Here is a 17,505-nt window from a genome sequence, read left to right as displayed (position 1 = left end):
AGCGTAAAGAAAAACTGCAAGATAAGCTCTTCTTACAGTTTAAAAATCATTTATCCTCTGAAAAACACGAATATTACCCTTTATTCAAAAATTGATCCCAAAAATAACGGAGATAGCTTTTCTTCCCTGTAATCATCTGTAGACGACCTTCTAAACCATAGCGAAGTTTTGTAGCCTGCTCAGAAGTCAGATGGGTCTCCGCCTCAATTTTAAAGAAATTCCCTTTTTCAGTTTTTGTAGCTGTCGCATCAATACTTGTAATCGTGGAATTCAGGAAAATTTGATTCTTGGCATCATTAGTCGTAGTATAACGGACAGAATCCCCAATCTTGACTCTAGCAACATCTTTTGAACTGAGATAGGCTGTGAGTTTGGTTTTTCCTTCTTTTTCCAAGGATGGGTAGAGCTGGGCTAGCAGGGTTCCTTCTGCGGCCATGGTAGAATCGCTAGTCTCAGGATTAAGGTGAAGCACCCCATCCTCACTTGCTGTAATCTTCCCCTTATCGAGGAGACCTCCTTGGACTTTCTTACCCGACTCTGCTTCTAAAATTTTCTGATCCAAAAGAGTTAATTCCTGACCGACTTTAACTAAGTGCTGAGACTTGAGTGATTCCAGTTGACTATCCAGTCCCGTTGCGTGGGCCTGTTGAGCTCCAGAACCTGCATATTGCACACGATACGTAGCTAGGCTAGACTCTAGCTGGGCAATTTGTGCATCCACTTGCGCAATAACTTGCGATTTAGCTTGCGGATCTTCTTCACCTTGATTTTTATAGGTCTGGTAAAAAGAGTAGGCTGGATTCTGACTATCCAGTTGATCTCCCTTTTCAATCGCTGACTTTGCTGTTTTATAGTCTCGAATTTTATCCTCTGTTTGACTGATAAGATTGCCAATCTCGGCCTGGCTCTGACTTGCTGCCGCATTTTGAGAGGAGATGCTGGCATTTTGCTGAGAAACATTACTCCTAAGACTACTAGCTTGGCTGAGATAGTCTCGAAACATCTCCTGATAACCAAACTTATCCGCCTCTGGAAATTGATCACTCCCCTCTTTCAAACTGGATTGCAAATACCCCAACTGCTTTTTTTGATCCTTTAACATCTCCAATTGACTGGCATATGCCTCAACCTGGACAGCCTCCGCCCCTTGCTGGTACTGAACGAGCAGATCTCCTTGCTTAACCAACTTGTTTTCTTCCAGATAGTTGCCCACAATGCGTTGATTGCTAGTCGACTGGATGTTGGCAATGATCCGACTAGGTTCGACTGTCGCTCTGGTAGACAAACTCATCTCCTTCTCTGCAAAAACTGCAAATCCTAACAGAAATACGAGCAGAAGTGACATAGGTAAAATCACCCGACTGGAAAAATTATGGTAACGACGATTATAAAACTCCGCACTTTCTAAAAATTCTGGTTTCATCCTCTCCTCTTTCTAGCTATTCACCAAATGGGCGTAAAAGCCATCCTGTGCAAGCAAATCTGCATGGGTGCCCTCTTCGACAATCTTGCCCTGATCCAAAACAACAACCTTTTCTGTCCGCTCAGCGATGGTCAAGCGATGGGCGATGAAAATCAAGGTCTTATCTAAAGCCATGAGATTATCCACGATCCGCTTCTCTGTCAAAATATCCAAACTGCTAGTCGCCTCGTCCAAGATCAAGACAGGTGCATCCGTCAAGAGAGCACGCGCCAGAGCGATTCTCTGCCGTTGCCCACCAGAAATTCCAGCCCCATCCGAAGTCAATTCTGTCTGATAATTCAGAGGCATGCGCTCAATATCCTCCCGAATCTCTGCCAACTCGACTGCTCGTAAGATATCTTCCTGAGTCGTCCCCTCCTTGGCTCCAAGGAGAAGATTCTCCAAAATCGTTCCGTTAAAGACATAGGGCTGTTGAGGCAGGTAGTTGATATACTGACGCAAAGCCTTTTTGTCAATCTGATTAAGATTGACACCACCCAGACTAATCTCTCCCTGACTTGGGTCGTAAAAATTAACCATCATTTTGGCTAAGGTGGTCTTACCCGAACCTGAAATCCCCACAAAAGCTATCTTAGACCCTTGTGGAATGGTCAAATTGATATCCGACAAGACGTCACGACCATAGCCATACTTGTAGTGAACCTGCTTGAAGGTCATCTCTCCCTTCATCATGCTCAAATCTTCTACCGTTTTCTTCTCCTCAAACTCCGAAGCTACTAGATAAACCTCGTTCAGACGATTATTGGCAACCTGCGCTGTCTGAAGTTTGGTTTGTAGGTTAATGATATTTTCCAAAGGATTGGTAAAGTAAACAAGCAAAGTATTAAAGGTAATCAGCTGGCCCAAACTCATTTTTCCATCCATGACAAGAATAGCTCCCAGCCAGAGAACGGCAACATTGAGCAGGAGCTGGGCAACTTTTTTCAGAGCCTTTTGCTGACTTTCTGCCCGACTATAGGCAAAGGATTTTTTCAGATAAGCTACAAATTCCTTGTCAATCTTTTGGTAACGCTGACTTTCACTGGTCAAAGATTTAACAGTCTCAATACCGTTGATGTCCTCGATAATAGAAGAAGACAGAACCGCATTAGCTTCCATGGTATCCCGATTCATCTTTTCAAACGGCTTCATAAAGGCAAAGATAATCACTGTATAGATAGGAAGCGCAAGTAGACTAATGAAAAAGAGCGTCATATTTTGTGAAAACAAGACAAGCGAGATAATCAAAATCGTCGACACATCTAGGAAAATCGACAGAATGGTCGAAGCTAGCGCGTCAATGATACTGTTAGCATCCGTGAAACGAGACACGATTTCTCCTGTCCTGCGTGTCGCGAAAAAGGACATCGGCAGATGAAAAACATGCTTGATGTAGGACAAAATCACATCGATGGACAACCGTTGACCCAGAACAAGTAAGAGGTATTCCTGCGCATAAGACAAAATCTGCTGGAGAATATAGACGATGACTAGTCCTATTGAGATGATGCCCAGCGTCGAGCGCATCTGGTCTGGCACGTAACTATCAATGATGGACTGAAGATAGTAGGAACCCACGATATTGATCAAGGTTACCAAGAGTGTCGCTAGGACGATATTGGTAATTAAGCCACGCTGTTTGAGTAAGATTGGCAAGAAGGATAGGAGACCCTGTTTTTTCTCCTTATGGGGTTTATAGTCCGGAGATGGCGCCATAAAGAGACTGACTCCTGTCCATTCTTGCGCAAACCGCTCACGAGAAATCTTGGTCAGCTTGATACCAGGATCTGGATCAGCGATATGAATGTGCTTTTTATCCTGACCTATCACCACATAGTAGTGGAGCAACTTCCCTTCCTTGAGCACATGAGCCACAAAAGGAAAGGTCAAATCTGGCAGATCAAAGAGCGTCATATCCGCCTTGATAGCCCGCGTCTCAAACCCAATCTCCTCTGCCACCTTTACAAGTCCCAAAGCGGTCGTCCCATCCATGGTCGTCTTGGCTAACTCTCGTAGATGAGCCAAGGAGTAATAACTACCGTAGTAGCCAAATACCATAGCCAAGGAAGCCACGCCACAATCCATCTGATCCACCTGGGGACGATAGTGCCTTTTCCCAAATTTCATATCCATCTCCTTTTTTCTAACAATCTCTTAAAAACTTTGTAAGATTATTTTAACCAAATAAGGATAAAAACAGGAAAATATTCCTAAATAAACCATTTTTGCGCCTAAAACGCACTTTAAAAAGCATAAACTATCATTTAAATGTAAAAAGCAGAACAAAAGTTCTGCCTGCTTAAAGTAACCGTTAAAAAATGAATGCCCAGAAATAAACTATTCTGAAATGATATTCTCTTTACTTCTATAAAGTGAGATAAATGTCATCAAAAATAATGAAATCGTAGGTAGATCAAAACATTCAAACCATGTAGGTAGATGTATCTTGTTTATATCGGCCACGATTCTAATCATTAGATAAGCCATCGAGCTAAATAATACAGTGGTCTCTGGCCAAGTTTTTTCTAGTAATTGAACAACTTTCATCTCAAACTCCAATCTGATGGTCCATCAATTCCCACTCGTACTTTCTTTTGTTTTGTACTTGTATCCTAGATAAAACAGACCAAGCAGAATTGGATAGGTTTCTGGATAAAACAGAGTATTGATCGGATTTTTCATAATCAAATACGTTGCGATATAAAGAATAATCGATACGACAAAATACCCCTCAGCAAATCCTAATAAGATTTTTTTCATAGCAGACTCCTATTTACATGCACAAAATCCTTTTCATTCAGATTGATCTTTTATAGTTTTGATTATTTTTCGTCAAATCCTTACAAAAAATACCAAAATAGCTCGAAGCAAGCAAACCAACTACAGTCCATTGCCAATCAAAGGATACTAATGAACCTGTACGAATCAGATGAAGCGCGAGATTGAGAGCTATAGCCGACAAAGGAATTACAGTAGCTAATTTAGGTAAGAGTGTATTGAGATTTAGGTTACGATTCATAGTTAATTTCCTTCTATATTTAGATTAACGTCTACTTCCTAGATAACGCCCATACATATAAGCAGCTACTCCTAATACACCCCAAGCTATTGCTGTGGAAGTAGTGACAATGAAGCCTCCTTCAGTAAGAGCCAAATCTTCTTCTGTCATGATATCAAATTTTTTATCCATTTCTTTCATTTTTCTCTCTCCTTTTTAAATAATACTGGCTAATCCAATAGCTACTCCAACCAAAATCCCTACTATTCCTAAATTAGTTCTTATTTCATTGATAATAACTAAAAGATGACTATTCAATAGCAGTTGCCATACACTAAAAATAGTTCTCTTTAAACCTTGTCTTTAGCTAAATCCAAGTAACTCATCATCAAAATAAGGATCGGAACAACTAATTCTGTTTGGAAATATTTTTCAACATTAAAGGTGATTACATTTAAATCTCCCAATATGCAAAGCACTCCAAAAATAATTAGAACTGCTCCCATTACATTTTTTAGATTTTTCATACAATTCTACTTTTATCCAAATTTACGTTTTAAATCTTGACCAATTAATCGACCACCAAGGAAAATTGCTACTCCTCCAGCAATCATGGCTATGGTAATTAAGCCACCTTCTGTATTCATCAATTCTTCTTCTGTCAATTCTGTCCATTTATTTAAATTCATTTTTCTCTCCTTATTATTACATAAAATAGCCCCAAGCAATACCACCAATTAGTAAGACACCTCCTACAACTACAGCGGTAACCGACCCCCCATTCACATCCGTCAACTCTTCTTCTGTAAGAGCTACAAAGTTCTGTTCCATGTTGTCAAAGTTTGTCATCTTTCTTCTCCTCTATATTTTTCTATATATCTAATCTTTAACCTCTAAGCCACTTAAATAGCCAGATTGGGTAAATTACTGAAATCATTTTCTTCTCTCCTTTCTTTTCTTCTCACTTATCTATTCGAAAAACAATTCGAAAATGAACAATTCATTCATTTTTATTTTAAAAACCACTTAATAAACCACGGATAAAAACCGGTCACATACATAAACGTTCCTCCTTTTTCTTTCTCATCTCTTTATTCGCAATTTCTACTAAAAGTTTCTCTTTTTTCCGCAAATAAAAAAACAACATGACTTGCATGTTGCTTTTGGCTATTTTTTATCTTTAATAATTGCTACTACATCCGCTACACTTTGAAGTTGATCGATTTCCTCATCAGTGATTTCGATACCAAATTCATCTTCTAGTGTCAAGACAAACTCCATCAAATCCACTGAGTCCGCATCTAGATCGTCTTTCAAACTTAAGGCTTCTGTTACGTCAAAGTCTTCTCCCTGTCTCTCTTGGATAATGGTTACAATACGGTCAAAAATTTCTTTTTCTGTCATCTTTTTTATTCTCCTGAAAATTCACGCGCAGTTTGAGCAACTACGTCTGTTTCTAGCATAGTACGAATCTGACGAATCGTACTGTACACAGCCTTAGCATCACTTGAGCCATGAGTTTTTACAACTGGCGCCTTGACGCCAAACAAGACTGCTCCTCCAACATCTGAATAGTTGAGCTGTGTCTTCAACCCCTTAAGACTATCCTTGAGAAGTAGAGCACCTAGCTTCGCTCGAAGACCACCACCTGTAATAGCTGTCTTGAGCAAGCCCATAATTCCCATGGCTGTCCCTTCAATGGATTTGAGAACAGCGTTTCCCGTGAAACCATCTGTCACGACAACATCCGCAACGCCATTCATCAGATCACGCGCTTCCACGTTTCCGATAAAGTTCAAACTTTCATCAGCTACTAGCAATTCGTAAGTTTCCTTACGAAGCGGGTCGCCCTTGCTGCTTTCTGTTCCATTGTTGAGCAAACCAACACGTGGTTTCGAAATCCCACGAACATTTTTCGCATAGAAGGAACCTAAAACAGCGTATTGGTGCAGATGATGGGCTGTATTTTCTGCATTGGCACCGAGATCTAGCATATCAAAGCCTTTCCCATCGATGGTCGGCAAGGTAGACATGAGTCCTGGACGATCGATATTCTTGATACGACCCACAATGAAGAATCCTGCAGCCAACAAGGCACCTGTGTTACCAGCAGAGAGGACAGCGTCTGCTTCTCCCTCTTTAACAGCCTTAGCTGCCAATACCATGCTGGCATTTTTCTTCTTACGGATAGCTTTTGTCGGCTCATCGTCTGAGTTAATTTTCTCATCCGTATGGATAATGCTAACGCGCTCTGTCGCTGTTAGATATTGCTTGATCTTGCTTTCATCTCCATAGAGTTGAATCTCAATATCTGAAAAGTCAGCAAGGGCTTGATTGACACCCTCAACGATGGCTTGAGGTGCGTAATCGCCCCCCATAGCATCTACTGCGATTTTTTTCATTTGTTTTCCTCTTTTAGTAATTGTCCCCAGTCTGCTAGGGAATCGATAAATTTCTTTGATTTTAGGTGAATCCCAACGTACTCTTCGTAGAGTTGATCCATAAACTTGCGTAGCTCTTGCTTGATTTCGGCCTTAAGCGAAATGGTCTCCAAGGTTTCAAAATCAATGGCTTGAAATTGATTGAGCAGATAAGGGATATTGGGATTTAGATGACAACGTCTCTCATCCTCATGATAATGCTCTGGGCAGAGGCAGGCTCCATATTTGAAAGAAAAGTCAAAGGCCTGACCGACCCGATGGCAAAAGACACACTCATTAAAATTAAGGCTGATTCCAAATCGAGTCAAGATTTGAATTTCAAAAATATTGGTTAAAACCTGATAATCTATCCCTGCTTCCATCAACTCCAGAGTCTTCCTCAAGAAAGCAAACAAGGGAGCATCCTGCTGATTATCCTGCAAACTAGCATCTGCAAGGGCAGCCACATAGGTTGCATAGGCCATGACAAAGAGATCACTATTAATCTTGGGAAAGGTCATCACCTCGTGATAGTCCTCAATGTAGCTAAGCCCATCATCATTGATTCGCAAGAGAAATCGTGCCAACACCAAGGGCTGAATAACCGGAGCTAGTTTGGACTGGCCAGCGTGTTTGACGAAAAACATGCGCTTGCCCGCCTGCTCGGTAAAGATCTTGACTAGCTTGTCATCTTCACGAAAGTTACGATTGTAGAGCACCAAGCCTTGACTCGTGATAGACTGAATCATGCTTCTCTCATGTACTCCTCAAGTCGTTTCATGGCCTCTCTGATCGTTTCCATGCTGGCTGCATAGGACAGGCGCACATAGCCTTCTCCGTAACGCCCAAAGGCGGCACCAGGGATAAAGGCAACGGCCTTCTTCTGAGCAAAATCCTTCAGAAAAGCAAAGGAATCTTGATTGTAGCCCGCTGGAATCTTAGCAAAGATATAGAAGGCCCCATCTGGTTTGGTAATCTCAAAACCAAGCGTAGTCATCTTCTCGATGATATAATCTCGACGCTGGATGTATTCCTTCTTCATAGGCTCTGCGTCGTTTTTACCAGCCGTCAAGGCCTCCACCGCAGCATGTTGCGCCATGGTATTTGCGGCAGTAACCAAATATTGGTGACTCTTGATTAACTGAGCTGTGAAAGCTGCAGGAGCAAAGATAAAGCCTAAACGCCAACCTGTCATAGCATGCGATTTAGATAAGCCATTAATAATAATAGCCTGGTCTCTCAGCATAGTTCCCAATGATACATGATTTTCCCCTGTATAGGTTAATTCTGAGTAAACCTCATCACAGACAACAAAAATCTCATACTTGCGTAAAACGTCTGCCAAGGCTTCCAACTGCTCCCGACTATAGGTAATACCTGTCGGATTGGCTGGATAGTTGAGAATAACTGCTTTGAGCTTGTCCCCTTGCTCCAAAATGGCCTTTTCCAACATCTCAGGAGTCAAGACAAAACCATTTTCAGTTGTATCAATCTCGACAATCTCTGCCCCAACTAGATTGACAATCGGCTCATATCCTGGGTAGGCAGGAGCTGGCAAGAGCACCTTGTCCCCCTCTTCCAAAATAGCCGTCAAAGTAGCAGATAAAGCCTCTGTCGCCCCAATTGTAACCAAAATTTCATTTTCAGGATTATAATCTAGCTGGTATTTTTCTTTTACAAAGTCGCTAGCAGCCTGGCGCAAGGTCAGTAAACCGCTCATCCCTGTATAGTAGGATTGGTTCTGGTCAATGGCTCGCTTGGCTGCCTCCTTGATATGATCTGGCGTTGTAAAATCAGGTTCCCCCAAGGTCAAACGCAAGACCCCAGGAATCTCTGAAATTGCCTGGTCAAACTGGCGAATCAAGGAAACTTGAATCTTGTCTAACTGTTTATTAAAGCGTTTGGTTAAGTCCATAGATATCCCCCTTGCTTACAGAACATAGTACTATTATACTACAAAAGCTCCCTGACCGCAAAATCCATCTGAAACCCACATTTTTCACTTTCTGTTTTACTTTTCTTCTCGACAGGACTATAATAATAAGTGCTTATTTTCGGAGGTTTATATGTCATTTTTATCAAAAAATGGAGCAGGAATCTTGGCCTGCCTTCTCATTTCTATCGTATCTTGGTGCCTGGGAGGATTTTTCCCCGTCGTGGGTGCACCTGTCTTTGCAATTTTTGCTGGAATGCTCCTCCACCCCTGGCTCTCACCCTACAAACAACTAGACGCAGGTTTGGCCTTTAGTTCCAAGAAATTGCTCCAGTATGCCGTTATCTTACTCGGTTTTGGTCTCAATATCTCGCAAGTCTTTGCAGTTGGACAAACTTCACTCCCCGTCATCCTTTCCACCATTTCGATTTCCTTAATCGTTGCCTACCTCTTCCAGCGTTTCTTTGCGCTAGACACGAAACTGGCTACCTTGATTGGAGTGGGTTCTTCTATCTGTGGTGGTTCTGCCATTGCTGCAACAGCACCCGTTATCCATGCCAAGGAAAAAGAAGTCGCCCAAGCCATCTCCGTTATCTTTTTCTTCAATGTCTTAGCAGCACTTATCTTTCCAACGCTAGGAACCTGGCTTCACCTATCCAATGAAGGTTTTGCCCTCTTTGCAGGAACTGCAGTCAACGATACTTCTTCTGTAACGGCTACCGCCAGTGCCTGGGACAGTCTTTACCAAACCAATACCCTTGAGTCTGCAACCATTGTTAAACTCACACGAACTCTGGCTATTATCCCCATCACGCTCTTTCTCTCCTACTGGCAAAGTCGCCAACAAAAAAATAGCCAGGGTTTCCAACTAAAAAAAGTCTTCCCACTTTTTATCCTTTATTTCATCCTAGCCTCTCTCTTAACGACTCTTCTCACCTCTCTCGGCGTGTCTAGTAGCTTCTTCACCCCTCTCAAACAACTCTCCAAATTCCTTATCATCATGGCCATGAGTGCCATCGGTCTCAAAACCAATCTAGTAGCCATGGTCAAATCCAGCGGTAAATCCATTCTTCTTGGAGCCCTTTGCTGGATTGCCATCATCCTTACCAGTCTTGGCATGCAAGCATTGATTGGTACTTTATAATACAAAAAGGTAGCCAGTAGGCTACCTTTTTATTGCTCAAGAATTAAGCGAGTATGTTCTCTCTTAATACAGCGATTCATCACGATGTCATCGCATCCTCCAGCACGTAAGATTTCTTCCGCTTCTAGATTTTCAAGTCCTAATTGCGCCCAGAAAATCTTGGCATCTGCCTTGAGAAAATCACGCGCCACATCTGGTAAAAACTCGCTCCGTCGGTATACATTGACAATGTCCACAGGAAAAGGAATCTCAGCTAGACTCGCATAAGCCTTCTCTCCCAAAATTTCCCCACCTGCAGCCTTGGGATTGACTGGAATGATTTTATAGCCCCGAGCCTGCATTTCCTTAGTCACTCGATTGCTAGTTGTTTCTTCACGATCGGACAAGCCTACTACCGCTAACGTTTTACTGGTTGCAAGATACTGACGTACCACACCATCACTTGGATTGATAAATTCTTGACTCATAGAAATCCTCCTTTTTTCTCAGTATAGCATATTTTGAAAAGGCTTGCAGATTTTGACTATAAAAATCTCCTAGCAAGAAAAGAAACCTGCTAGGAGTTCTGTCTACTTCAAGTGAAAGATTAAATCTTTTTCTCAATACAAAATAGAGGAGAAAGAGGACGTTTTTCGTGGATACGGATAATAGCATCGCCTAGAAGATGAGCAATCGAAATTTGTTCAATCTTATCAATCAAACGCTCTTCTGGTAGGTAGATGGTATCCAAAACAACCAATTTCTTAATAGCTGATTTTTGGATATTGTCCATAGCTGGCCCTGAAAGAACTGGGTGCGTACAGCTTGCATAAACTTCAACAGCACCTGCTTCAGCAAGAGCATCCGCCGCATGACAAATAGTTCCAGCTGTATCGATCATATCGTCAATCAAGATACAAGTCTTACCTTCTACCTTACCAATGATGTTCATAACTTCACTGGTATTCATCTTGTCTACACTACGGCGTTTGTCAATAATCGCAATCGGAGTTTTCAAAAACTCTGCCAATTTACGAGCACGAGTCACCCCACCATGGTCTGGGCTGACAACCACGTAGTCAGAGCCAACCATGCCACGACGTTCAAAGTAGTCCGCAATCAATGGAGCACCCATCAAGTGATCTACAGGAATATCAAAGAATCCCTGAATCTGTGCAGCGTGCAAATCAATCGTCAACAAACGATCCACTCCAGCAACTTCTAGCATGTTTGCAACGAGTTTTGCTGTGATTGGCTCACGCGCGCGCGCTTTTCTATCCTGACGTGCATAGCCATAGTAAGGCATAACAACATTGACAGATTCTGCACTGGCGCGCTTCAATGCGTCCACCATAATCAAAATTTCAAGTAAATTATCATTTACAGGTGAACTAGTTGATTGTAGGATAAAGACGTGTTTTCCACGGATTGATTCTTCAATGTTGACCTGAATCTCCCCATCTGAAAATTGGCGAACAGTCGATTTCCCCAACTCTATCCCAATTTCTTGCGCCACACGCTCTGCCAATTCTCTATTAGAAGAAAGGGCAAACAGCTTTAAATCAGAAAAAGACATGATTTCCTCCGGTATTTATGTATCACTTGTTTTTACACAACATTTTCCATCTACCATTGTAGCGCTTTTTCCTTTATTTTTCAATCAAAAATAAAACAAGAGTAAACATTTATACCCTTGTTTTATGCTATTTTATATTAGCTATATTAAAACTAAAAATTCTACATTTTAACAATCGATTTTATGCTAGGGTGAGATTTTTTCGAGACAAAGTTAGTATACTTCTCTCATACTTCCTGTATCCACATCATAGACAGCACCTGAAATAACCACATCATCAGGAATCAGTGGAGACTCTCTAAGCAATTGCATATCCTCTCTCACACTCTCTTCAACATCCTGGAATGGTAAAAAATCTTGATTAGATACATCAACTCCGAGCTCGTGTTTCAAATATTCATGAAAACTTTCATTTTGAAAGGTTTGAGCTCCACAGTCTGTATGGTGAAGCACCACGATTTCTCTTGTCCCCATTTGTTGCTGGGAAATCACCAGTGAACGAATCATGTCCTCAGTTACTCGACCACCCGCATTCCGCAAGATATGAGCATCCCCAAGGGCCAAACCTAGAGCTTGCGCAACGTGTAGACGTGAGTCCATACAGGTCACGATAGCTACTCTGGTTTTGGGTTTAAGTGGCAGATTTAACTGCCCATGTAGGGCAACATAAGCCTGATTGGCTTGCATAAACTGTTCAAAATACGACACGATTCCCTCCTCAAAAATTTGATAATCAAATATTTCTCCTATCTTATCATTTTTAAGAGGATTTGTCACGGATTATGCAAAGACCTTTTTCAAAACTTCCTGAATAGTCGTCACACCAATGACTTCAATTTCCTTGGGTGGAGTGATTCCTGTCAAGGAATTCTTGGGTACATAAATCTTGGTAAAGCCCAATTTTTCCGCTTCATTGATGCGTTGTTCGATGCGATTCACGCGCCGAATTTCTCCGGTCAAGCCCAGTTCACCCACAAAACATTCCTGAGGATTGGTAGGCTTGTCCTTGTAACTAGAGGCAATAGCCACTGCAACAGCCAAGTCAATGGCAGGCTCATCCAATTTTACACCACCAGCAGATTTGAGATAGGCATCCTGGTTTTGCAAGAGAAGCCCTGCTCGTTTTTCCAAAACAGCCATAATCAGACTTGCACGATTGAAATCAAGTCCAGTCGTCGTACGTTTAGCATTTCCAAACATGGTTGGTGTTACCAAAGCCTGAACCTCCGCCAAAATCGGACGGGTCCCTTCCATGGTCACAACGATTGACGAGCCAGTAGCCCCATCCAAACGCTCCTCTAGGAAAACTTGACTCGGATTGAGCACCTCAACCAATCCACCCGACTGCATCTCAAAGATGCCAATCTCATTAGTGGAACCAAAACGGTTTTTGACTGCTCTCAAGATACGAAAGGTATGGTGACGTTCCCCTTCAAAGTAAAGCACTGTATCTACCATATGCTCCAACATACGCGGACCCGCCAAGGTCCCTTCCTTGGTCACATGCCCTACGATAAAGATGGCAATGTTATTGGTCTTAGCCAGCTGCATAAGCTCAGCGGTCACCTCACGCACCTGAGACACAGACCCCTGCACCCCTGAAATCTCAGGAGACATAATCGTCTGGATAGAGTCGATGATGAGAAAATCTGGTTGGATGCGCTCCACCTCAGATCGAACACTCTGCATATTGGTCTCTGCATAGAGATAAAACTCACTATCAATATCACCCAAGCGCTCTGCCCGTAACTTAATCTGCTGGGCAGACTCCTCCCCACTGACATAGAGAACCGTACCCACTTGTGACAGCTGCGTTGAAACTTGTAGGAGAAGGGTTGATTTCCCGATTCCTGGATCCCCACCGATAAGAACGAGACTCCCCGGTACCACTCCGCCTCCAAGCACACGGTTGAATTCCTCCATATCCGTCTTGGTTCGATTGACATTGATGGAAGTCACCTCAGCCAGTTTCATAGGCTTGGTTTTTTCACCTGTCAAGGACACTCGTGCATTCTTGACCTCGGCAACCTCAACCTCTTCTACAAAAGAAGACCAAGACCCACAGTTAGGACAACGCCCTAGATACTTAGGTGAATTATATTCACAATTTTGACAAATAAAAGTTGATTTTTTTTTAGCTATGATGATTCTCCTTCTACTGCAACTCCTATAGAGCGCCACTTATACAATGTATTTTGAAATTTCTTCTGGTTGACAACTCCGACAGCAGACAAATCGACAGAAACCTGATAATTCTCCTTGACAGCTGCCAAAACGGAAGCCTTAACACAGCCATTGCCATCTACCCCTATAAACTCTATGCTTTTAGCACCGTTTCCCTCTAAAAAATCTTTTAAATCTGGATTAGTAAAGCAAGAAGCCCGACGCTTCTCAAAGATACGAGAAGATACAAGGAGCAAGCCGGTCGCAAATTTCTTCTTTCTATCTTTTCTCTCCCAGAAAAAACGATTGAGAATATAGATAACTCGGTCACTGGGATAAGCAGCAATTTTGTCATTTACAGCTGCAGTCAGTTCTTCATGATATGCTTTTCCTACAGCAACATAATCTGACTGCATGTCTACAACTAATAAATAGTCTGCCATTTTATTCCTCTATTTCCCTGTTGACCCAAATCCACCCATCCGCACGCCGTCTGCCTCATCTCCGTCTGCGATCAAAAATGGAGCAAAGACAGCCTGAACCACACGTTCCCCAACTTCAAGAACTACTTCCTGGTCCGTAATATTTTTCATCTGCGCAAAGATATGTCCCTCATTCCCGGGATTGCCATAATAATCCCCATCAATAACCCCAACTGAGTTAATTAAAACCAAGCCCTTTTTACGAGGGTTTGAAGAGCGATCATAAAGGTAGAGGACCTCAGTTGGTTGCATATAAGCCTTAACCCCTGTCGGAACTAAGACAATCTCTCCTGGCGCGATCACCGTACGCACGGCAACCTTTAAGTCATAGCCAGCTGCATGAGCTGTCTCACGCTTGGGCAATAAATTTTCATCTGTAAAACTCGAAACCAATTCAAAACCACGAATTTTCATATTTTTCTCTTTTCTATTATCATTTATTCTAGGCTATTTTATCTTATTTATTCGAAAAAAGCACGAAAAAAGAGCACACAATTCAAATCGCTTAGGGCTGCTGGATTCCTCCCCTGACCCGCTTCACGCAGAACTGTTGCTCCACTATTTATTATATCACATTCCTATTCATTTTAAAAGAAAAATTATTTTTTCCGTCTATTTCTAAAAAAGTCTTGCATAATAGTTGCGCATTCATCTTCCAAAATTCCCGTTTCAACCTCTACACGATGGTTGAGACGCTCATCTGTCAAGATATCATACAAACTCCCAGCGGCGCCAAATTTCTGGTTTTTAGCCCCATAGACCACGTTTGGAATACGGGCGAGTCCAATCGCCCCACTACACATGACACAAGGCTCAATGGTCACAAAAAGCGTGCAATCCAGCAAGCGCCAGCTCTCCTCACTCAGGTTCGCATTCTCTATGGCCATGATTTCCGCATGCATGACCGCCCGTTGCAACTCCTCGCGCGCATTATGCCCCCTACCAATGATTTCTCCATCCTTGACAATCACACAACCAATTGGAATTTCATCGTGTTCTAAGGCAATCTCAGCTTCTCTCAAAGCCTCCCTCATAAAGACTTCTTTTTCTTCAAGCGTATAATCCATCTCTTTTCCCTTTTCCTACTTGTCGATTTTATTATTATATCATGATTCTCAACACAAAAAAAGCCACCGAATGCGGTGACTTAATAGGGAGATTATTATGAAAAAGAAAAGTTTAGGATATTTGTTACAACAAGTTAGGAGGTCTTCTTGTAACTGTCTATAGTATACCCAACCTGTCTTAAACTAATCTTAAAAATCTCCTATGACCAAACACTTTCTAAAATATTAGTTTGTTCACGACCAGGTCCTACTGAGAAAGTTGAGATACGAACACCAACCAACTCGCTTACACGACGAACATAGTTGCGTGCATTCTCAGGAAGGTCTTCCAAATTACGGACTCCAGTGATGTCTTCTGACCAACCTGGCAATTCCTCGTAGATTGGCTTACAACGTTTCAACTGCTCAAGACTAGCAGGATAGTAATCAATACGTTGACCATCAAGAACATAGGCGACACAGATTTTCACAGTATCCAAACCACTCAAAACATCTATAGAGTTCAATGAAAGATTGGTAATCCCAGATACACGGCGGCTGTGACGCATCACAACTGAGTCAAACCAACCCACACGACGTGGACGACCAGTTGTTGTACCATATTCATGACCTACTTCACGGATGCGATCTCCCACTTCATCAAATAATTCAGTTGGGAACGGTCCATCTCCTACACGACTTGTGTAGGCTTTACAGACACCTACAACCTTGTCAATCTTACTTGGACCAACACCAGACCCAATCGTCACACCACCAGCGACAGGGTTTGACGACGTAACAAATGGATACGTACCTTGGTCGATATCTAGCATAACACCTTGCGCACCTTCAAACAGCACACGTTTGCCATTATCAAGCGCATCATTCAAGATAACAGACGTATCTGTCACATACTTCTTGATTTGTTGACCATATTCATAATACTCTTCAAAAATATCATCAATTGAAATAGGAGTACTGTCATACAATTTTTCAAACAGACGATTCTTTTCCGCAAGATTGCGTTCCAAGCGTTCACGGAAAATATCCTTATCCAAAAGATCTGCAATACGGATACCTACACGGGCTGCCTTATCCATATAGGCTGGACCAATCCCTTTAATTGTAGTCCCAATCTTGTTAACTCCCTTAGCTTCTTCCTGCAAGCGATCCAACTCAATGTGATAAGGCAAAATAACATGCGCACGATCAGAAATACGCAAGTTATCAGTTGTCACACCTTCTTCATGAAGATAAGTCAACTCTTTTACTAGAGATTTAGGGTTTACAACCATCCCATTCCCAATAACAGAGATTTTTTCAGGAAAGAAAATTCCAGATGGAATCAAGTGCAACTTAAATTTCTTACCATCAATCACAATCGTGTGACCAGCATTATCACCACCTTGATAACGAGCAATTACCTCTGCATTAGCAGAAAGAAAATCAGTAATTTTCCCTTTACCTTCATCACCCCATTGGGTACCTACAACAACAACTGAAGTCATAATAAAATTCGTCTGAGCTACTAGGAGCTCGTCCTTTCTCATATACATGGCAGGAATTTCACCCGCAATTATATCTTACAGTTTATTATAAGAAAAAAACACTATTTTATCAAGAAGAAACAGTAGAAAAGATTTGGAAATTCTTTCATTTCTAAATACAAAAGCCTTTGATTATAAGCTAATTCTATATTTTTTAAAAACTAGCTACAACTATCGTTCGTAATTATGATATAGATGCTTCCTATTGGATAATAGTTGTACCACCTTGCAGGAATTTATCTAGATATAGACGATAAGCTGTTTTAAAGTGATATAGTGAAAAGTCCCTATCACTTTTTATTTTAAATCGGATTAAGTAATATAGTAAAAAACGAAGATGAAGTGATTCCCACTCTGAACAACTCTGGCCTAAAGAGGCATATTCTTGTTCAACTAGTTTCAAAAAGACAAATGCTCGATCATAAAATTTTTGAATCATATAAAAATTCCCTTTCTTATTAGTAACACTAGTCTAACAAAAAAAAGAACTAAAAAAGCTTCAAATCCTATAAAAGAAGAATTTAAAGCTAAACGAACTGAAAATAAAATAAAGAGGTAATTACAGATTTAAAAATTAAAATTTGAAATTTCAACAATCCACTATATTTATAAATAAAAAAACGCTCAATTGAACGTTTCAATCTATACTCCGCCAGTAGGACTCGAACCTACGACATCATGATTAACAGTCATGCGCTACTACCAACTGAGCTATGGCGGATAAAAGCTAAGCGACTTCCATATCTCACAGGGGG

General features: G+C 41.5%; 22 protein-coding genes, 1 tRNA gene and 1 other RNA gene. 1 reads left to right on the top strand and 23 read right to left on the bottom strand.

Annotated features, from left to right (window positions below; genetic code table 11):
* Positions 1 to 73: 73 nt before the first annotated feature.
* From comB to MK395_RS08565, 12 genes are all read right to left on the bottom strand, one after another.
* Positions 74 to 1,423, bottom strand: a complete 1,350-nt coding sequence (comB, locus tag MK395_RS08625) for a competence pheromone export protein ComB (protein WP_268711684.1) — start codon at positions 1,421 to 1,423, stop codon at positions 74 to 76.
* Positions 1,424 to 1,435: 12 nt separating this feature from the next.
* A complete protein-coding gene (gene comA / locus MK395_RS08620) occupies positions 1,436 to 3,589 on the bottom strand; it encodes a peptide cleavage/export ABC transporter ComA (protein WP_268711683.1) in 2,154 nt (717 codons plus the stop codon).
* Between the two features lie 444 nt (positions 3,590 to 4,033).
* On the bottom strand, positions 4,034 to 4,222 hold the full coding sequence (locus MK395_RS08610) for a hypothetical protein (protein WP_000722236.1): 189 nt from the start codon (positions 4,220 to 4,222) through the stop codon (positions 4,034 to 4,036).
* Positions 4,223 to 4,259: 37 nt separating this feature from the next.
* Positions 4,260 to 4,481: a hypothetical protein gene (locus MK395_RS08605; RefSeq protein ID WP_001081404.1), complete on the bottom strand. Its 222-nt coding sequence runs from the start codon at positions 4,479 to 4,481 to the stop codon at positions 4,260 to 4,262.
* A gap of 24 nt (positions 4,482 to 4,505) precedes the next feature.
* Positions 4,506 to 4,661 (bottom strand): hypothetical protein, encoded by a 156-nt coding sequence (locus tag MK395_RS08600; RefSeq protein ID WP_000661692.1) that lies wholly within the window; start codon positions 4,659 to 4,661, stop codon positions 4,506 to 4,508.
* Positions 4,662 to 4,810: 149 nt separating this feature from the next.
* On the bottom strand, positions 4,811 to 4,987 hold the full coding sequence (locus MK395_RS08595; protein ID WP_000793177.1) for a hypothetical protein: 177 nt from the start codon (positions 4,985 to 4,987) through the stop codon (positions 4,811 to 4,813).
* Between the two features lie 12 nt (positions 4,988 to 4,999).
* The gene (locus MK395_RS08590) at positions 5,000 to 5,149 is read right to left on the bottom strand and encodes a class IIb bacteriocin, lactobin A/cerein 7B family (protein ID WP_001052546.1); all 150 of its coding nucleotides are present in this window, start codon (positions 5,147 to 5,149) and stop codon (positions 5,000 to 5,002) included.
* A 16-nt stretch (positions 5,150 to 5,165) separates the two neighbouring features.
* On the bottom strand, positions 5,166 to 5,309 hold the full coding sequence (locus MK395_RS08585; RefSeq protein ID WP_000180838.1) for a class IIb bacteriocin, lactobin A/cerein 7B family: 144 nt from the start codon (positions 5,307 to 5,309) through the stop codon (positions 5,166 to 5,168).
* Between the two features lie 318 nt (positions 5,310 to 5,627).
* Complete coding sequence (locus MK395_RS08580) at positions 5,628 to 5,864, bottom strand: acyl carrier protein (RefSeq protein WP_045593788.1); 237 nt, start codon at positions 5,862 to 5,864, stop codon at positions 5,628 to 5,630.
* A gap of 5 nt (positions 5,865 to 5,869) precedes the next feature.
* A complete protein-coding gene (plsX, locus tag MK395_RS08575; protein WP_268711682.1) occupies positions 5,870 to 6,862 on the bottom strand; it encodes a phosphate acyltransferase PlsX in 993 nt (330 codons plus the stop codon).
* On the bottom strand, positions 6,859 to 7,629 hold the full coding sequence (gene recO, locus MK395_RS08570; protein ID WP_000616143.1) for a DNA repair protein RecO: 771 nt from the start codon (positions 7,627 to 7,629) through the stop codon (positions 6,859 to 6,861). Before recO ends, plsX begins: the two co-directional genes overlap by 4 nt.
* Positions 7,626 to 8,795, bottom strand: a complete 1,170-nt coding sequence (locus MK395_RS08565; RefSeq protein ID WP_000366330.1) for a pyridoxal phosphate-dependent aminotransferase — start codon at positions 8,793 to 8,795, stop codon at positions 7,626 to 7,628. The genes recO and MK395_RS08565 overlap by 4 nt, the downstream gene beginning before the upstream one ends.
* Positions 8,796 to 8,946: 151 nt before the next feature.
* Here MK395_RS08565 and MK395_RS08560 point away from each other — a divergent pair, with 151 nt between their 5' ends.
* Positions 8,947 to 9,957, top strand: a complete 1,011-nt coding sequence (locus tag MK395_RS08560; RefSeq protein WP_000009147.1) for a YeiH family protein — start codon at positions 8,947 to 8,949, stop codon at positions 9,955 to 9,957.
* Between the two features lie 29 nt (positions 9,958 to 9,986).
* Here the strand turns inward: MK395_RS08560 and MK395_RS08555 are convergent, their stop codons facing one another.
* The 11 genes from MK395_RS08555 to MK395_RS08505 form a co-directional block, all read right to left on the bottom strand.
* Positions 9,987 to 10,424 carry a CoA-binding protein gene (locus MK395_RS08555; protein ID WP_000076504.1) on the bottom strand — a complete coding sequence of 146 codons (438 nt, stop codon included), beginning with the start codon at positions 10,422 to 10,424 and terminating at the stop codon, positions 9,987 to 9,989.
* A gap of 119 nt (positions 10,425 to 10,543) precedes the next feature.
* Complete coding sequence (locus tag MK395_RS08550; protein WP_000010174.1) at positions 10,544 to 11,512, bottom strand: ribose-phosphate diphosphokinase; 969 nt, start codon at positions 11,510 to 11,512, stop codon at positions 10,544 to 10,546.
* 213 nt (positions 11,513 to 11,725) lie between these two features.
* Positions 11,726 to 12,220 (bottom strand): beta-class carbonic anhydrase, encoded by a 495-nt coding sequence (locus tag MK395_RS08545; RefSeq protein WP_025171793.1) that lies wholly within the window; start codon positions 12,218 to 12,220, stop codon positions 11,726 to 11,728.
* A gap of 72 nt (positions 12,221 to 12,292) precedes the next feature.
* Positions 12,293 to 13,630: a DNA repair protein RadA gene (gene radA / locus MK395_RS08540; protein WP_239665089.1), complete on the bottom strand. Its 1,338-nt coding sequence runs from the start codon at positions 13,628 to 13,630 to the stop codon at positions 12,293 to 12,295.
* A 20-nt stretch (positions 13,631 to 13,650) separates the two neighbouring features.
* Positions 13,651 to 14,118, bottom strand: a complete 468-nt coding sequence (locus MK395_RS08535) for a cysteine hydrolase family protein (RefSeq protein ID WP_000796429.1) — start codon at positions 14,116 to 14,118, stop codon at positions 13,651 to 13,653.
* A 9-nt stretch (positions 14,119 to 14,127) separates the two neighbouring features.
* Positions 14,128 to 14,571 carry a dUTP diphosphatase gene (locus MK395_RS08530; RefSeq protein WP_049549869.1) on the bottom strand — a complete coding sequence of 148 codons (444 nt, stop codon included), beginning with the start codon at positions 14,569 to 14,571 and terminating at the stop codon, positions 14,128 to 14,130.
* 59 nt (positions 14,572 to 14,630) lie between these two features.
* An RNA gene (gene ffs / locus MK395_RS08525) (signal recognition particle sRNA small type) lies at positions 14,631 to 14,724 on the bottom strand.
* Positions 14,725 to 14,756: 32 nt separating this feature from the next.
* Positions 14,757 to 15,224 carry a tRNA adenosine(34) deaminase TadA gene (gene tadA, locus MK395_RS08520; RefSeq protein ID WP_000386706.1) on the bottom strand — a complete coding sequence of 156 codons (468 nt, stop codon included), beginning with the start codon at positions 15,222 to 15,224 and terminating at the stop codon, positions 14,757 to 14,759.
* Positions 15,225 to 15,424: 200 nt separating this feature from the next.
* Positions 15,425 to 16,711: an adenylosuccinate synthase gene (locus MK395_RS08515; RefSeq protein WP_268711681.1), complete on the bottom strand. Its 1,287-nt coding sequence runs from the start codon at positions 16,709 to 16,711 to the stop codon at positions 15,425 to 15,427.
* A gap of 241 nt (positions 16,712 to 16,952) precedes the next feature.
* A complete protein-coding gene (gene comW, locus MK395_RS08510; RefSeq protein WP_268711680.1) occupies positions 16,953 to 17,189 on the bottom strand; it encodes a sigma(X)-activator ComW in 237 nt (78 codons plus the stop codon).
* A 208-nt stretch (positions 17,190 to 17,397) separates the two neighbouring features.
* Positions 17,398 to 17,471, bottom strand: a tRNA-Asn gene (locus tag MK395_RS08505).
* Positions 17,472 to 17,505 lie beyond the last annotated feature (34 nt).

This window comes from Streptococcus oralis, assembly GCF_026782085.1.
Taxonomy (GTDB): Bacteria; Bacillota; Bacilli; order Lactobacillales; family Streptococcaceae; genus Streptococcus; species Streptococcus oralis_DA.
Note: the sequence above shows the minus strand (reverse complement) of the source record. Positions and strands in the feature narration are given on the sequence as shown.

Coding starts and splice junctions, on each gene's coding strand:
- MK395_RS08600 (WP_000661692.1), bottom strand. CDS start 4,661: ATGAAAGAAATGGATAAAAAATTTGATATCATGACAGAAGAAGATTTG.
- MK395_RS08605 (WP_001081404.1), bottom strand. CDS start 4,481: ATGAATCGTAACCTAAATCTCAATACACTCTTACCTAAATTAGCTACT.
- MK395_RS08565 (WP_000366330.1), bottom strand. CDS start 8,795: ATGGACTTAACCAAACGCTTTAATAAACAGTTAGACAAGATTCAAGTT.
- MK395_RS08585 (WP_000180838.1), bottom strand. CDS start 5,309: ATGACAAACTTTGACAACATGGAACAGAACTTTGTAGCTCTTACAGAA.
- MK395_RS08535 (WP_000796429.1), bottom strand. CDS start 14,118: ATGGCAGACTATTTATTAGTTGTAGACATGCAGTCAGATTATGTTGCT.
- MK395_RS08595 (WP_000793177.1), bottom strand. CDS start 4,987: ATGAAAAATCTAAAAAATGTAATGGGAGCAGTTCTAATTATTTTTGGA.
- comW (WP_268711680.1), bottom strand. CDS start 17,189: ATGATTCAAAAATTTTATGATCGAGCATTTGTCTTTTTGAAACTAGTT.
- MK395_RS08580 (WP_045593788.1), bottom strand. CDS start 5,864: ATGACAGAAAAAGAAATTTTTGACCGTATTGTAACCATTATCCAAGAG.
- plsX (WP_268711682.1), bottom strand. CDS start 6,862: ATGAAAAAAATCGCAGTAGATGCTATGGGGGGCGATTACGCACCTCAA.
- MK395_RS08590 (WP_001052546.1), bottom strand. CDS start 5,149: ATGAATTTAAATAAATGGACAGAATTGACAGAAGAAGAATTGATGAAT.
- MK395_RS08530 (WP_049549869.1), bottom strand. CDS start 14,571: ATGAAAATTCGTGGTTTTGAATTGGTTTCGAGTTTTACAGATGAAAAT.
- MK395_RS08610 (WP_000722236.1), bottom strand. CDS start 4,222: ATGAAAAAAATCTTATTAGGATTTGCTGAGGGGTATTTTGTCGTATCG.
- MK395_RS08515 (WP_268711681.1), bottom strand. CDS start 16,711: ATGACTTCAGTTGTTGTTGTAGGTACCCAATGGGGTGATGAAGGTAAA.
- MK395_RS08555 (WP_000076504.1), bottom strand. CDS start 10,424: ATGAGTCAAGAATTTATCAATCCAAGTGATGGTGTGGTACGTCAGTAT.
- MK395_RS08550 (WP_000010174.1), bottom strand. CDS start 11,512: ATGTCTTTTTCTGATTTAAAGCTGTTTGCCCTTTCTTCTAATAGAGAA.
- tadA (WP_000386706.1), bottom strand. CDS start 15,224: ATGGATTATACGCTTGAAGAAAAAGAAGTCTTTATGAGGGAGGCTTTG.
- MK395_RS08560 (WP_000009147.1), top strand. CDS start 8,947: ATGTCATTTTTATCAAAAAATGGAGCAGGAATCTTGGCCTGCCTTCTC.
- comA (WP_268711683.1), bottom strand. CDS start 3,589: ATGAAATTTGGGAAAAGGCACTATCGTCCCCAGGTGGATCAGATGGAT.
- comB (WP_268711684.1), bottom strand. CDS start 1,423: ATGAAACCAGAATTTTTAGAAAGTGCGGAGTTTTATAATCGTCGTTAC.
- recO (WP_000616143.1), bottom strand. CDS start 7,629: ATGATTCAGTCTATCACGAGTCAAGGCTTGGTGCTCTACAATCGTAAC.